The organism is Halorarum halophilum (assembly GCF_013401515.1).
In the GTDB taxonomy this organism is placed as follows: Archaea; Halobacteriota; Halobacteria; order Halobacteriales; family Haloferacaceae; genus Halorarum; species Halorarum halophilum.
The window spans coordinates 3,307,806-3,321,040 of sequence record NZ_CP058529.1; the positions used below are offsets into that span (position 1 = coordinate 3,307,806).

Consider the following 13,235-nt stretch of genomic DNA (forward strand, 5'->3'; position numbering starts at 1 on the left):
GGGTCATCACCGTCGAGGAGAGAGCACATCGCTCGCCGACGAGAGACGGATTCTCGGGCACGCTCCCGGTCGACCCGGAGAATTTAAGTCTCGCGCGTATGGGCGTCTCTACATATGCAACGAGGCCTAGTGGTAGTCGACAAGACGGACGCGCACAGGGGGCTGATCCGGGAGGCTGCCGAGCACGCAGTCGGCGCCGACGCCGAACTGGTCCTGTTCACGACGATGACCAGGGAGGAGTTCGAGTCGAACGCGGAGACGCTGGAGACGATCGGCTCGGTCGAGAACGTCAGCTACGACAGCGACACCGCGCTCGACGCGGCGGCGAACGATGTCCGCGAGTTCGCCGCGGACCTGCTTCCCGCCGGCGTCGACGTCGACGTGGTCGCGAGGGCGACCGACGACGACGAACGCGCGGACGCCGTGCTCGACCTGGCGTCCGAGCGTGACTGCGACCACGTCTTCGTCCTCGGCCGTCGTCGGTCGCCGACGGGCAAGGCGCTGTTCGGCGACATCGCCCAGCGGATCGCCCTGAACTTCGACGGCTACGTCACGCTGGCGACGAGCTGAACCGGCGGTCGATCCCGATCATCCATCGCGTTTTCAGGTAAAGATAAGGCCTCTCGGACGGACCCACGCGGTGTCCATGGCCAGTGACTCCGAACCAGCCGTGAGTGTCGAGGACCGATCCGCCGTCGTCATCGGGGGGACGACCGGAATCGGTCGCGCGATCGCCCTCGCGTTCGCCGACGAGGGTGCCGACGTCGTCGCGACCAGTCGCACCCGGGAGGCGGTCGAGGACGTCGCGACGGAGCTGCGAGACCGTGGCGCGACGACGGCCGAGGTCACCTGTGACGTCCGCGACCGCGAGTCGATCGAACGGCTCCGGGACGTCGCCGAGGAGACGCTCGGATCGGTCGACGTGCTCGTCAACTCCGCGGGAACGGTCGCACAGAGCCCCATCACCGAGATGTCCGAGGAGGAGTGGGCCCGGGACATCGACGTGTGTCTCACCGGCGTGTTCCGGGCGTGCCAGATCTTCGGCCGGACGATGACCGAGGGGAGCATCGTCAACGTCTCCTCGATGTCGGCGGGCCAGGCCCGCGAGGCCAGGGCGGCCTACTGCGCCGCGAAGAGCGGCGTCGACGGGCTCACCCGTGCCGCCGCCGCCGACCTCGCCCCGGACGTCCGCGTCAACGCCGTCGCCCCCGGCTTCGTCAAGACGCCGATGGCCGGCCCGAAACTCGACGACGGGTCGTCGTTCCGCGAGACCGTCGACGAGCGAACGCCGATGGAGCGCGTCGCGACCCCGGAGGAGATCGCCGGGACGGTCATCTACCTCGCGAGCGACGCGGCCTCGTTCACCACTGCGCAGGTGGTGACGGTGGACGGCGGCTACGACGTCAGTTCGCTGTAGGGCGACCAACGGCCGACGACCAGTTTTCGCAGGGAGCGGAATTCGGCTATCGTCGAGATGATGGCGAACGTCCGTGATGCACACGACGTCCCAGGGGGAATCGAAATCGGGGGTTGATATAACAAATCTTGAACCATTCTTGAAAACTACCAGATTATTTATCATATTTCACTTACTCCGATATGTCGTCGAGGGACGTGTGAGTATCGTCACCCACAGTCGCACGCGCGCAAACCCTCTCGCGACGGCCTCGGGAGCGTCAAGACGGTACTGTGGCGGTTCGCCCGACGACTATCCGGACGACGGAGTGTCTCCGGCCGAACCGTCGGATGGCGTCGGTCAGAGGAACGTACCGCGCGGGTGTCCCTTTCTCGCAGCCTTTCACGGATCGTCATCGGTCGAGAAAGGGTCGGCCAACCGTCCAGCACGTTAGAACTGACCATCCCAGCGCCGTAGTGCCCTCTCGGTGTGGAGCGATCTCGGCCGACGGTCGAGCAGGTAGAGCCCGCGACGACAGAACGCACCTGGTCAGGACCGGATGCGTTCCCCGCTCTATCGCCATCACGGGTACCGTCGACGGGGGCAAGGCCCGGACTGATTTGCGGCAAACGGCGATGGAGGGAGTAGACGATTCACCAAACTGGCATACATATCTAATTTAGATAATATTAATCGAGATGCCTTTTCTGTCTACATGGTATGCTTGTCCTGCCGCCTCGATACGGGAGCGAGGTCGCGGCCGAGTTCGGACCTCCTGTCCGTCGTCGCGAGCCCTCTTTTTGGAACTGGAGCGCCAACCGGATGACGATGCCCTACCAGATCGGGCTGACGGGCGACGTGATGCTCGGCCGCCTCGTCGACGAGCACCAGCGCCGCCGGCCCGTGACTGCGGTGTGGGGCGATCTCCTGGAGTACCTCGAGGGCCTCGACGGGCTCTTCGTCAACCTCGAGTGCTGCCTGTCGAGCCGGGGACGACCGTGGCGGCGGACGCGGCGAACGTTTCACTTCCGCGCGCACCCAGACTGGGCAGTCCCGGCCCTCGAACGCGCCGGCGTCGACTGCTGTGCACTGGCCAACAACCACGTCCTCGACTTCGAGGAGGAGGCGCTTCGCGACACGCTGGACCACCTCGACGGCGGCGGTATCGCTCGCGCCGGCGCGGGTCGGACGCGCGAGGAGGCGTTCGAACCGGCGTCGGTGACGGCGAGCGGCCTCGACGTCGGGTTCGTCTCCCTCACCGACAACACGCCCGAGTACGCCGCATCGGGGGCGTCGCCAGGGACGGCGTACGTCGAGATCGACGTCGACGACGAGGGGACGCGCAGGGCCGTCTCCGGGGCCCTCGAACGCGCGCGCGAACGGGACCCCGACCTGCTGATCGCCTCGCTCCACTGGGGGCCGAACATGGTCGAGACGCCCCCCGATTCGTTCCGCGAGTTCGGCCGGTGGCTCGTCGACGAGGGGGTCGACCTGGTTCACGGCCACAGCGCGCACGTCTTCCAGGGGATCGAGGTGTACGAGGGGCGACCGATCCTCTACGACACGGGCGACTTCGTCGACGACTACGCCGTCGACGATCGGCTGCGGAACGACCGGAGTTTCCTGTTCGAGGTGTCGGTGACGGACGATGGCGATTCCGTCGAACTCCGCCTGCTGCCGACGGAGATCGACGATTACTCGGTCCACCGCGCGGGCGCCGAGGCGGCCGAGTGGAGTCGCGAGCGAATGCGCGAACTGTCCACGGAGTTCGGGACCTCGTTCGAGCGCGACGGCGAACAGCTCGTGCTCGACCTCGACAGTTGAGGCACGGGCGGCCGACGCGGACGGGAGCGTCGGCGACGACCCCGTCGAGGCTGGCAGAGATGTACGGCGTGAACTCAGTCGTCCCGCGGGGGTTTCGTGTCGGAGGCGGCGTCCACACCTCTCATCGCGTCCCGGCCGCCGGTCGCGGACTGCCGCTCGGCGACGGTGTACGCGTCGTAGATGGCGAAGAGCCAGACGGCCGGGTAGAGGACGAACCCGACGAGGATCACGGCGGACAGCACCGCGAGGATGCTGGCGGCGATGACGAGGAGTCCCTTCTCGAGTTCGCGGTTGTAGAGCTGTCCGAGGCCGGGGAACACCGCCGAGAGGACGGCCGCGACGAACGGGTTGCCGCCCTCGAGGAGGTCGTCCAGCGCCGTGTCGAGCGATGAGGTCGCGGACGACGGGGAGGGGCCGTCCTGCGGGGCGCCGCACGTCGGGCAGTATCGGGCGTCGGCGTCTATGAGGACCCCGCAGCTGCGGCAGTACGCCTCGTCGGGACCGCGACCCTCCGCGGAGGGCTCGTCGGCGGAATCGGCGGACATACACCGCTATCGTTCCCGGCTGCGGCTAAAGATGTCGGTCGATTCGATGTTCTGATCGACCCGCCGTCCCGCTCCCCCGTCGGCGGGGGAGGCTCCGGTGGTGCCGACTCGGGGTTACTTGCGCCTCCTGCCGAAGCCCCGCAGCGCGACCGCGATCAGGACGAGCGCGAAGAACGCGACGACGAGCCAGCGCCCGACCTCCGTCGCGAGGGCGTCCCCAACCATCCCGAGCAGGTCCACGCCGACCGCCTGTCCGAGCGCGAACAGGAGGAGGACGATTCCGAGGAACGCCAGGCCGATCCGGAACGAGGACGCCGCGAACCGCTCCGCCGTCTCTCCACCGGGAGTCGGCTCGCCGGCGGCCGGCTCACCGGCGGTATGTTCGGCCGACTGGTTCCGCTGAGTCGTCTCCGCGTTCGGTTGGTTCTCGGATTGGGACACGTTCCCCGTTCGGACGGAACTCACGTTATTACAGACCACTTAACGCCCGCAAGATGGGGGAATTCGACGGGTTCGGCGGAATCGGCCGTGGGCGATGGACGCGGCGACTGGGTTCGTCTCCGCCCGCTCGGGTTACTCTGACGACCTCCTTCCGCCGCCCGTCACTCCGTCGACGCCGATTCCGAACGCGCGTCGAACACCGCGTCGGCCAGCGTGTTCCGGTGGAGTTCGTTCGGGCCGCCGGCGATGGTGAGCAGCCGCGCGTCGCGGAGGTAGCGCTCCACGTGGTGTTCGTTCGTGTACCCCTTCCCGCCGTGGAGCTGGAGCGCGTCGTTCGCGTTCTCGACGGCCGACTCCGTCGCGCGGATCTTCGCCATGCTCAGCTCCCGGCCGACGTCCGCCCCGCGATCGGCTCGTGCGGCCGCGCGGAGGGTCAACAGCCGGGCTGCGTCGACCCGCTCCGCCATCTCCGCGACCCGCCAGCGGACGCCCTGGAAGTCGCCGACCGGCTGGTCGAACTGCTCGCGTTCGCTCGTGTACGCGACCGTGTCCTCGAGCGCCGCCCGCGCGATGCCGACCCCGCGTGCGGGGACGTTCACGCCGGTCTTGACCTCCCCGCGCTGGACGTACGCCTCGCCCTCCTCGCCGACGAGTCGGTCCGCAGGGACTCGCACGTCGTCGAGGCGGACCCGGGGCGACTTCACGCTCCAGGCGCCGAGCGTCTGCCACTCCTCCTCCACCTCGAACGCGTCGGTCGGGACGAGGAACGCGCTCACGTTGTTGGGGGCGTCCCCGTCGGGACCGGTCTTCGCGTAGGTGAGGACGACGTCGGCGTCGAGGAAGTTCGTCACCCACTCCTTGTGGCCGTTCAGGACCCACTCGTCGCCGTCGCGCTCGGCGGTCGTCTCCATCGCGAGCTTGTCGCTCCCGGCGTTCGCCTCGCTGAGCCCGAGCGCGCCGACCCGGTCGAACGTCGCCATCCCCGGCAGGAACGTCTCCCTCTGCGCGTCGGTGCCGAACCGCTCGACGACGGCGGCGACGCCCAGGTGGAGCGCCGTCGCGCTGGCGACCGACATGAGCCCGGCCGCGAGCTCCTCGGTCACGAGCGCGAGTTCGACCAGCCCCTCCCCGCGACCGCCGTACTCCTCGGGGATGGTGAGTCCGGTCAGGCGACGTTCCCCGAGTTCCTCGAGGATCTCGTCGGGGTACTCCCCGTTCCAGTCGAGTTCGATCGCCGCCGGGCGGATCTCCTCCCGGGTGAACGCCCGGACGTCCTCACGCAACGCCCGCTGATCGTCGGTGAGCCGGAAGTCCATATCGGCAATCTCTCGTCGGACAATGAAAGGCCTTGCCGGCCGTGTGGGGTGCGTTCGGTCCCTCGTTCGAGACCTGTCCGATGTCGGCGACGACACGACGACTAAGGGTACGTTTCATTGTGCAGGAGGGTCTATTGCTAGCACCCCCCCATGGCTGGTCTCGATCAAGTCGACCGCGGGATCCTGTACCTGCTCCAGCGAGACGCGCGCAACAGCACCACGGCGGGGATCGGCGAGGCGCTCGGCGTCTCCTCGACCACGGTCGGGAACCGGATCAACAACCTCGAGAACGAGAACGTCATCACGGGGTACCTGCCGACGGTCGACTACGAACGGATGGGGCTCGATCATCACCTGCTCGTCGTCGCGACGGTACCGTTCGGCGACCGCGAACGCCTCGCCGACGAGGCGCTCGAGGTTCGCGGCGTCGTGAACGTTCGGGAACTGTTGACCCACCGCCGGAACCTCACCGTCGAACTCGTCGGAACGGCGCGCAGCGACGTCGAGGCGGCGCTCACCGAACTCGGCGAACTCGGCCTCGAAATCGCCAGCGTCGATATGCTCAAGCGCGAACTCGACCAACCCGTGGACCACTTCGGCAGCGACGTCGTCGACGGGAACTGACCGACTCGGACGATTTCCGCTTCACCCGTTCGTTCCCGGAAATCGGACGGGAGTAATGCGCCACGCTTGCAAATGTAAATTATAGAGTAGGTTTATCCGTGATGGGCGGCTTCTCACAGTGTGAGTGCTTCGACGATGGGGAAGGTAAGTAACGCTGTAGTGGAACGAGTTGCGAAGGCCGAGAACGTCGATCCGCGGGAGCTGAACGTCTCGCTCTACGAGGTGATCGACCCTGACGCGCTGGACGCCCTGTTCGCGCCGACGTGCAACGGTCCCCGACCGGTCGGGAAGATCACGTTCGAATTCTGCGGCCACACGGTGGTCGTCACCGGGGATCGGACGGTCTCGCTGGCCGACGAGCGATCGGCCGCTGTGAGTCCCACCGACGACTGATTTCGCCGCTCCGAGGGGAGATAGTTCGGCGACGGCTGGACCTCGGTTACACCGGCAGCGAGTCGACGACGGTCGTGAGCGTCGGGTTCCGGAGGAGCTCGGCACGGCCGACGTGGACGAGACCGGCGACGACCGCCAGTTCGAACGCCGTGACGAGCAGCGTGACGACGTCGGCCCACTTGCTCGTGACGGGGACGCCGACGGGGATGTCGTACATCTCGGGGTAGGGGTACAGCACGGCCATCCCCTTGACGTTGCCCAACAGGTCGAGCGCGTAGTGGGTCGCGATGCCCAGCCAGACGTACTGGAGGTTCCCCGTGTAGTAGGGGAAGGCGACGAAGATGGCCAGCACCCAGACGTTGTGGAACGTCTTCCGGTGGGTGCCGAACTCCGTGTCGATGTCGGGAAACAGCGCGCCGAGGACGATCGGGATCCCGACCACGAACACGCTCCGGAGGGTCGCGATCGACCCGGACGGCTCGAGCAGGTAGCCGATCCCGGCGCCGAGCAGGACCGCGTTGACGATGTGGCCTCGCTTGTTCATCGAGTCGGTCCCCTCTCGGGCAACCGGTGATAGGACTCTTCCGGCTCGTCGTCCGACGCGCGTCAGACGAACGGGGTGGCAACTGCCCTCGACACGGCGGTTCGTCCGCTATCGGTCCCGCGCGACGACGGTCCCCCGCTCACCGACCGCGACCGCGCGCGACTGGCCGATGGCGACGCTCCGGAGGTCGCCCGCCGCGGGTGGGAACGTCCGCGTCCAGTCGCCGTCCGAATCCGATCGGCCGTGGAGCGCGTCGTCCCCGCAGGCGATGGCCGCTCCACCGGCACGTGAGACGGCGTGCAGCGGCCCGTCGGCGAGGTCGAGCGGCGTCCAGTTCGACCCGTCGTACCGGTGGAGGACGCCGTCGTCGGCGCTGACGAGACAGTCGCCCTCGCCCGCCGTCGCGACGTCCGTGAGCGTCCCGTCGGCGTCGACGCCGACCGTCCGGAAGGAGCGCCCGTCCGTCGTCTCGAACACGCCGTCGTTCGTGTCGCAGAGGTGGCCGGCTTCGGGAGTGGCGAGCGTCGCCCCGCTCAGGCTCGACCCGCTCCCGGGCGTTATGGGGTCCTCCCAGACGACGTCGCCGTCGCGGTACCTGCCGCGGAGCGCCTCGCCGGAGCCGTTCACGAGGAGGACCGTCTCCTCGCCGGCCTCCCCCGCGACGGCGACGTCCGTCCAGGTGTCGGTCACGCCGTCCGGCGCGGAGTGGTCGACGTGGCGACCGGATCCGACGTCGAGGCGACCGAGCGCGCCGCCGTCGCCCGCGAACCAGACCGCACCGCCGTCCCCCGTCTCCGACGCGCCCCGGAGCGTGTTCGCGTCCGCGCCCGGCCCGCTCTCGAGGAGCACGTCCCACTCGTCGTCGCCTGCGACGACGACGCCACCGGCGCCGACCGCGACGGCGCGCCCATCGGCGAGCGCGACGTCGTGGAGCGTCGCTTCGGTGGGGACGTCGACGGCGGACCAGTCGTCGGGCGTCCCGGCTCCGGTATCCCCGCCGCCGTCTTCGTCATCACCGCCGCCCTCGTCACCCTCGCCGCCAACATCGTCCTTCCTGCCGTCGACTTCGACATCCGCCCGGTCGAGGTCCGCGCCGGCGGGCTCAGCCGTCATACCCGCGTCCGTCCGTTCCCCGTGACCGCCCTCCGTACTTGCCTCGCCGCCGGCGACCCCCGCCGACGACTCTGTCCGGACAGGTCCATCGGCCGGCGCCTCCGCCTCCGGTGCCCCGTTCCCGGTGAGGTAGAGGACGATCGGCGGGAGGAGGTACGCCGCGATGGCCAGCGCCGCGAACCCGCGGTGGACGAACGTGAGCGTGCCCAGCGCGGTCATCGCCGCCGCCGCGAGCGCGTGAACCCACGTCCGCGCATACCCGCGAACGAACGTCGGGACGTCCTGGCGGCTCATTGTCCCCCCTAGCGGGTCGCAGTAGTCATGTCTTGCGGGCGGGACGGACGTGGTGGTGCGGCTCCAGCCGTCGTCCGACCGCTGCCGCCGTGCCGACGGGGACACATATGTAACCCCGGTTCGAACTCCGCTCGTCTACCATGGTGTCCCCCCGTGACGGCCGACAGCCCGACTCCCCGTGGACGAGCAGGCGACGGCTCCTCCGGCGGGCCGGCGTCGGGGCGACCGTCGGGCTCGCCGGCTGTACCTCCCTCCTGAGCCGTCCGACCGGGTACGACCGGCCCCAGGCGGACTTCGACCCCGAGGTCCTCCCGTACGACGAGACGTACCCCGGCGACGGGGTCACGATGTTCCGTCGCGGCCTCCGTCGGCTCGGCTACTACCCCGACGCGGTCGTCCCCGACGCCGTGACGGTCGACTGGCAGCGCCCCGTCAACTACGACGACCATACGGCGGCCAAGGCGAGCCCCCGCCCAACGCCCGACGGCGGGACCGTCCTGATCCCGTCCGACACCGGTCGCGTCCACGCGGTGACGCCGACGGGCGAACAGCGCTGGACGGCCGAGACCGGGGCGACGCGGATGGGCATCCACGGCACGCCGACGATCGTCGACGGCATCGCATTCATCGGCGGCTACGACGGTGACCTCTACGCGTTCGACGTCGAGACAGGCGAGACGGTCTGGCGGACGAGGCGGTGGGCGCTGGACGGGTCGATCGCGATCGGGTCGAGCCCCGCCTACTGGGACGGCGTCGTCTACGTGGTCGCGGAGTACAGCACCCCGGACGCGGGGACGATGTGGGCCATCGACGCGGAGACGGGCCGACCGATGTGGTGCGACGACAGGCTCCTCGGCATGCCCCACCCGTCGACGGCGATCGACCCGGTCTCCGAGCGCCTGGTCACCGGGTCGAACGACGGCGTCGTCTACTGCTGGGAGTTCCCCTCGATGGAGTTCGCCTGGGAGTTCCAGACTGACGGCCACGTCAAGGGGACGACCCCGCTGTACGACGGGAGCGCGTTCGTCGGCTCCTGGGACGGCAACGTCTACCGGCTCGACCTGGAGGACGGCGCCGAGCGGTGGCGGTTCGAGACCGGCGAGGTGGTCATGTCGAACCCGGGGATCGACCCCGACGCGGGGGTCGTCTACGTCGGGGGCGACGACCACCGCGTGCACGCACTGGACGCCGACACCGGCGAGGAACTGTGGGCGCGGAACGTAGGCGGCCACGTCATCGGCTCGCTGACGGTCACCGCCGAGTCGGTCCTGGTCGGCTCGTACGACGCGCACCTCTACGCGCTCGACAAGGGAACGGGGACGGTCCGCTGGCGCGTCCGGAACAACGGCCACGTCACGAGCGAGGCGGTCCCCCACGACGGGCGCATCTTCTACGCCGAACGCGCCGTCTTCTCTGGCGAGCGGGACGGGAACGACGAGCCGGTTGCCGAGACGCCCGGACACGCGTACTGCCTGGTTCCCGACGAGTGACGGGTTCGGGCCGGTGACGGTGGCGGGGTCCGTCGCGCAAGTCGGCTACTCGTCGGGGCCTCCCGCCCGAATCTCCACGACGGGGGCGTTCGCTCGCTGGATGAGTGCATCGAGTAGCGACTCGGTCAGGTACGACCGCAGCCCGCTCGACTCCCGGACGCCGAGGACGATCAGGTCGACGCGCTCGGTCGTCGTGTAGTCCGAGACGACCTCGTCGACGGGACCGAAGCCGGTGAGGGTCTCCAGCTGGACGCCCCTCCGTTCCGCGATCCCGCGCGCCCGGTCCAGGATCTCCTCGCTCCGCTCGCGCTGTTCGCCCACCCAGGCCGAGCGGTCTGCCTCGTCGTCGGTCCACTTCCGGATCGCGCTTCCGCGCTTGTGGGAGTCGACGTGCATCGCGACGACGTCGAGGTCGGGGAACGTGTCGCAGGCCCACTCGAGCCCGATCTCGGCGCTCGGCGAGCCGTCGAACGGCACGAGCACCCGTCGCGGCCCCTCCGCCGGTCGCTCGACCCACGACTCGCGGACGCTCACCGCCGGCACGTCCGAGGACCTGACCAGTCGCTCGTAGATGTCCCCGGCGAGCACCGCATCGATACGGGACCGCCCGTGGCGACCGACGACGACGAAGTCGGGGTCGTACTGGTCGTGGTAGTCGACGATCGCCCGGTTGACGCGGCCGAACCCGAGTCGGGGTTCGGTCGAGACGCCGTACTCGCCCGCGATCCCCGACGCCCGGGCGAACACGTCCTCCGCGTACTCGGTCCGGGAGTCGATCCACTCCTCGAACTCGTCCGTCGTGTTCCCCCACCCCGTGGCCGCGGTCGGGTCGGTGTGGGAGTCGATCACGAAGAGGACGGCGATCTCGTCGTCCGGGAACGTGGAGCACGCGAACCGGAGCGCGCGCTCCGAACGGGGCGTGTCGTTGAAGCCGACGAAGACGTTTCGGGTCATGGGGTTCCGTCCGTAGCTATCGGCCCGAACGACGGTAAATGGGGGTGCCGCCGGCCGGCGCGTCCGCGATCGGCCTCGCCGTGTGAACCCGTACCATCATGCCGCCCCAGTTCGTACCGACGGGTATGAGCGGAGGCATCACCGAGGCCGGGACCCGGCTGACGCTCGACCTGTGGCATCCCAACTGCTGGGCGATCCAGGCGACCGAGGGGCGGCCCGGCGGGATCCTGGCACACGCGGTCTACGACACGCCGGTGATGGGGACTGCGACGGTCAACGGGCTGTTCACCGCGTACGGCGACACCGAAGCGGAGGTGGAGGCGCTCCTCGGGGAGGTCGACTCGTCGGCGCTCACGGAGACGCTCAACGAACTCCACACGAGCTTCGACACCCGGAGGCAGCGCGTCGTGCCCGGCACCGTCTCCCGGGAGTTCTTCCTCGAGTACGACCCGAACGACATGATCTGTCCCCTGCTGCTCGAACACGGGTTCGTCCACAGCGCGCCCTGCAGGATCGAGGATGGGCGGGAGTACTGGGACGTTCGCTACGCCGGCGAGCGCGGCGAGATCGACTCACAGATCGACGCGGTCCGCGAGAAGACCGGTGCCGAAATCGAGATCGCGAGCATCGGGTCGGTCGGTCGGGAGTCGCCCCGCGCCCGCCGACTCGACACGTTGACCTCGAGCCAGCGGGAGGTCTTCGAACTCGCGCGCGACCGTGGGTACTACGAGTGGCCACGCGAGGTCTCGACCCGCGAGCTGGCGGACGAACTGGACATCTCGAAGACGACGCTGCTCGAACACCTGCGGACGGCGGAGACGAAGATTCTGGACCCGTAACCCCGACTCGCCGCAGGGTACCGACCCGGAACGAGACGGGGCGAACCAGGCGTCGCTCGAACCCGCTGAACGTCCGATCCGGGGACACGTGTCGGGTCGCCCACGGTTACACCCGACCATGGTCGGCTAGGGGTATTTCCTGTTCTCCGGGAGACTGTCGAGTGTCATGATACCGAATGGCACGAACACTGCTGATCGCAGGACGTTTCTCAAGGTCGCCGGTGCCGGGGGACTCACCGCCACGGCGGGTTGTATCGGCCTCGGAGGGGACGGCGGGTCGGGCGATACGATCGTCTTCGGTCAGCCCGCGGCCCAGACCGGGGACTGGGACTTCCTCCAGCCCGGCGTCTCGCAGGCGACGGACGTCGCACGCCAACGCATCAACGACGCCGGCGGTCCGCTCGACAGGGAGGTCGAAGTGGTCCGACGGGACACCGCGGTCAACCCGGAGGAGGCCCGGACGGTGGTCACCCAGTTGGTCGACAACGACGACGCGGTAGCGCTGCTGGGGCTGTTCTCGAGCGAGATCAACCCGTTGTTCGACTTCCTACAGGAACAGGCCGTCCCGGTCGTGACGCCCTGGCCGGGGTCGGGCTTCCTGGACACCCGCGGGGGCGACCGGGGGACGCCGGGGAACATCGACGACGACGAGTGGATCTGGCGGACCGTCATCGGCGATACGGTCCACACCGGCGGCGGCGCGAGGCGCGCGCTCGACCAGGGTCACGACACCCTCGGCGTCATCAACGGCAACTCCGAGGGGGCGCGGAGCTGGGCCGACGGCTTCATCAGCGCCTACGAGGAGGGCGACGGCACCGTGGCCGAGCGGGTCGAGGTCGCTCTGGGCGAGTCGAACTACCAGTCCGCGCTCGACCGCCTGTTCCAGGCCGAGTTCAGTGCGTTCGCCGTGAGCATCCCCCTCGAGGACGCCACCACCCTGTTGAGCGACTGGGCCGACGGCGGCTACGGTCGCCAGCCCATCCTCTCGGACCCGCTCGCCCAGAACGACCTCGCGGAACAGGTCGGGAGCGACCTCGACGGCGCCTGGGCGGCCAGCCCCGGACAATCGGGTCCGAACTACGACACGTTCCTCGACGCCTACGAGGATGGCGGCGACGCCGAACTCAACGGCTGGACGCCGCCGGCGTGGGACGCCATCAACGTGACCGCGCTGGCGATCGAGCGGGCCGGCGAGGCGACCCCCGAGGCCATCGAGCGCAACCTCGGGCCGGTCAGTCGCGATGGCGGGACCGAGGTCGCCACGTTCGAGGAGGGGAAGGAGGCCCTGGCCGACGGGGACGAGATCAACTACACGGGCGCCGCCACGCCGGTGAACTTCACCGACTTCGGCAACGTGTTCGGTCCCGTCGCGATCAACGTCGCGAGCGGCGGGGAGTTCTCCCAGGAGGAGGTCATCCCGGCTGAGGACGTGCGTGCCCTCGTCCCCCAGGACGAGTACTGA

At 69.0% G+C, this 13,235-nt stretch carries 14 protein-coding genes; 8 read left to right on the forward strand and 6 right to left on the reverse strand.

Going from position 1 to position 13,235, the window contains the following annotated elements; all coding sequences use genetic code 11:
• Nucleotides 1–114 precede the first annotated feature (114 nt).
• From HUG10_RS16405 to HUG10_RS16415, 3 genes are all read left to right on the forward strand, one after another.
• Complete coding sequence (locus HUG10_RS16405) at nucleotides 115–570, forward strand: universal stress protein (RefSeq protein ID WP_179170595.1); 456 nt, start codon at nucleotides 115–117, stop codon at nucleotides 568–570.
• A gap of 76 nt (nucleotides 571–646) precedes the next feature.
• Nucleotides 647–1,417, forward strand: coding sequence for an SDR family NAD(P)-dependent oxidoreductase (locus HUG10_RS16410; protein ID WP_179170596.1), 771 nt, complete (start codon nucleotides 647–649; stop codon nucleotides 1,415–1,417).
• Nucleotides 1,418–2,224: 807 nt separating this feature from the next.
• Entirely contained in the window at nucleotides 2,225–3,220 is a 996-nt protein-coding gene (locus tag HUG10_RS16415) for a CapA family protein (protein ID WP_179170597.1), read from the forward strand.
• A gap of 74 nt (nucleotides 3,221–3,294) precedes the next feature.
• Here the strand turns inward: HUG10_RS16415 and HUG10_RS16420 are convergent, their stop codons facing one another.
• From HUG10_RS16420 to HUG10_RS16430, 3 genes are all read right to left on the reverse strand, one after another.
• Complete coding sequence (locus HUG10_RS16420; protein WP_179170598.1) at nucleotides 3,295–3,765, reverse strand: zinc-ribbon domain-containing protein; 471 nt, start codon at nucleotides 3,763–3,765, stop codon at nucleotides 3,295–3,297.
• A 114-nt stretch (nucleotides 3,766–3,879) separates the two neighbouring features.
• Nucleotides 3,880–4,206 carry a hypothetical protein gene (locus HUG10_RS16425; RefSeq protein ID WP_179170599.1) on the reverse strand — a complete coding sequence of 109 codons (327 nt, stop codon included), beginning with the start codon at nucleotides 4,204–4,206 and terminating at the stop codon, nucleotides 3,880–3,882.
• Nucleotides 4,207–4,367: 161 nt separating this feature from the next.
• Complete coding sequence (locus HUG10_RS16430; protein ID WP_179170600.1) at nucleotides 4,368–5,522, reverse strand: acyl-CoA dehydrogenase family protein; 1,155 nt, start codon at nucleotides 5,520–5,522, stop codon at nucleotides 4,368–4,370.
• Nucleotides 5,523–5,672: 150 nt separating this feature from the next.
• Here HUG10_RS16430 and HUG10_RS16435 point away from each other — a divergent pair, with 150 nt between their 5' ends.
• Together HUG10_RS16435 and HUG10_RS16440 are read left to right on the forward strand one after the other, a co-directional pair.
• Entirely contained in the window at nucleotides 5,673–6,146 is a 474-nt protein-coding gene (locus tag HUG10_RS16435) for an Lrp/AsnC family transcriptional regulator (RefSeq protein ID WP_179170601.1), read from the forward strand.
• Between the two features lie 135 nt (nucleotides 6,147–6,281).
• Nucleotides 6,282–6,539 (forward strand): HalOD1 output domain-containing protein, encoded by a 258-nt coding sequence (locus HUG10_RS16440; protein WP_179171122.1) that lies wholly within the window; start codon nucleotides 6,282–6,284, stop codon nucleotides 6,537–6,539.
• Between the two features lie 46 nt (nucleotides 6,540–6,585).
• Here HUG10_RS16440 and HUG10_RS16445 read toward each other — a convergent pair whose 3' ends face one another.
• Both HUG10_RS16445 and HUG10_RS16450 read right to left on the reverse strand, forming a co-directional pair.
• Complete coding sequence (locus tag HUG10_RS16445; RefSeq protein WP_179170602.1) at nucleotides 6,586–7,083, reverse strand: metal-dependent hydrolase; 498 nt, start codon at nucleotides 7,081–7,083, stop codon at nucleotides 6,586–6,588.
• 108 nt (nucleotides 7,084–7,191) lie between these two features.
• The gene (locus tag HUG10_RS16450) at nucleotides 7,192–8,490 is read right to left on the reverse strand and encodes a hypothetical protein (RefSeq protein WP_179170603.1); all 1,299 of its coding nucleotides are present in this window, start codon (nucleotides 8,488–8,490) and stop codon (nucleotides 7,192–7,194) included.
• Between the two features lie 140 nt (nucleotides 8,491–8,630).
• Here HUG10_RS16450 and HUG10_RS16455 point away from each other — a divergent pair, with 140 nt between their 5' ends.
• The gene (locus tag HUG10_RS16455; RefSeq protein WP_179170604.1) at nucleotides 8,631–9,980 is read left to right on the forward strand and encodes an outer membrane protein assembly factor BamB family protein; all 1,350 of its coding nucleotides are present in this window, start codon (nucleotides 8,631–8,633) and stop codon (nucleotides 9,978–9,980) included.
• A gap of 45 nt (nucleotides 9,981–10,025) precedes the next feature.
• Here HUG10_RS16455 and HUG10_RS16460 read toward each other — a convergent pair whose 3' ends face one another.
• Complete coding sequence (locus HUG10_RS16460) at nucleotides 10,026–10,934, reverse strand: universal stress protein (protein WP_179170605.1); 909 nt, start codon at nucleotides 10,932–10,934, stop codon at nucleotides 10,026–10,028.
• Nucleotides 10,935–11,059: 125 nt separating this feature from the next.
• Here HUG10_RS16460 and HUG10_RS16465 point away from each other — a divergent pair, with 125 nt between their 5' ends.
• Both HUG10_RS16465 and HUG10_RS16470 read left to right on the forward strand, forming a co-directional pair.
• A complete protein-coding gene (locus HUG10_RS16465; protein WP_179170606.1) occupies nucleotides 11,060–11,773 on the forward strand; it encodes a helix-turn-helix domain-containing protein in 714 nt (237 codons plus the stop codon).
• Between the two features lie 166 nt (nucleotides 11,774–11,939).
• A complete protein-coding gene (locus tag HUG10_RS16470; RefSeq protein WP_179170607.1) occupies nucleotides 11,940–13,235 on the forward strand; it encodes an ABC transporter substrate-binding protein in 1,296 nt (431 codons plus the stop codon).

Excerpts from the sequence above, each read along its gene's own strand:
- HUG10_RS16405 (WP_179170595.1), top strand. The coding sequence starts at position 115 with ATGCAACGAGGCCTAGTGGTAGTCGACAAGACGGACGCGCACAGGGGG.
- HUG10_RS16410 (WP_179170596.1), top strand. The coding sequence starts at position 647 with ATGGCCAGTGACTCCGAACCAGCCGTGAGTGTCGAGGACCGATCCGCC.
- HUG10_RS16415 (WP_179170597.1), top strand. The coding sequence starts at position 2,225 with ATGCCCTACCAGATCGGGCTGACGGGCGACGTGATGCTCGGCCGCCTC.
- HUG10_RS16420 (WP_179170598.1), bottom strand. The coding sequence starts at position 3,765 with ATGTCCGCCGATTCCGCCGACGAGCCCTCCGCGGAGGGTCGCGGTCCC.
- HUG10_RS16430 (WP_179170600.1), bottom strand. The coding sequence starts at position 5,522 with ATGGACTTCCGGCTCACCGACGATCAGCGGGCGTTGCGTGAGGACGTC.
- HUG10_RS16435 (WP_179170601.1), top strand. The coding sequence starts at position 5,673 with ATGGCTGGTCTCGATCAAGTCGACCGCGGGATCCTGTACCTGCTCCAG.
- HUG10_RS16440 (WP_179171122.1), top strand. The coding sequence starts at position 6,282 with ATGGGGAAGGTAAGTAACGCTGTAGTGGAACGAGTTGCGAAGGCCGAG.
- HUG10_RS16445 (WP_179170602.1), bottom strand. The coding sequence starts at position 7,083 with ATGAACAAGCGAGGCCACATCGTCAACGCGGTCCTGCTCGGCGCCGGG.
- HUG10_RS16450 (WP_179170603.1), bottom strand. The coding sequence starts at position 8,490 with ATGAGCCGCCAGGACGTCCCGACGTTCGTTCGCGGGTATGCGCGGACG.
- HUG10_RS16455 (WP_179170604.1), top strand. The coding sequence starts at position 8,631 with ATGGTGTCCCCCCGTGACGGCCGACAGCCCGACTCCCCGTGGACGAGC.
- HUG10_RS16460 (WP_179170605.1), bottom strand. The coding sequence starts at position 10,934 with ATGACCCGAAACGTCTTCGTCGGCTTCAACGACACGCCCCGTTCGGAG.
- HUG10_RS16465 (WP_179170606.1), top strand. The coding sequence starts at position 11,060 with ATGAGCGGAGGCATCACCGAGGCCGGGACCCGGCTGACGCTCGACCTG.
- HUG10_RS16470 (WP_179170607.1), top strand. The coding sequence starts at position 11,940 with ATGATACCGAATGGCACGAACACTGCTGATCGCAGGACGTTTCTCAAG.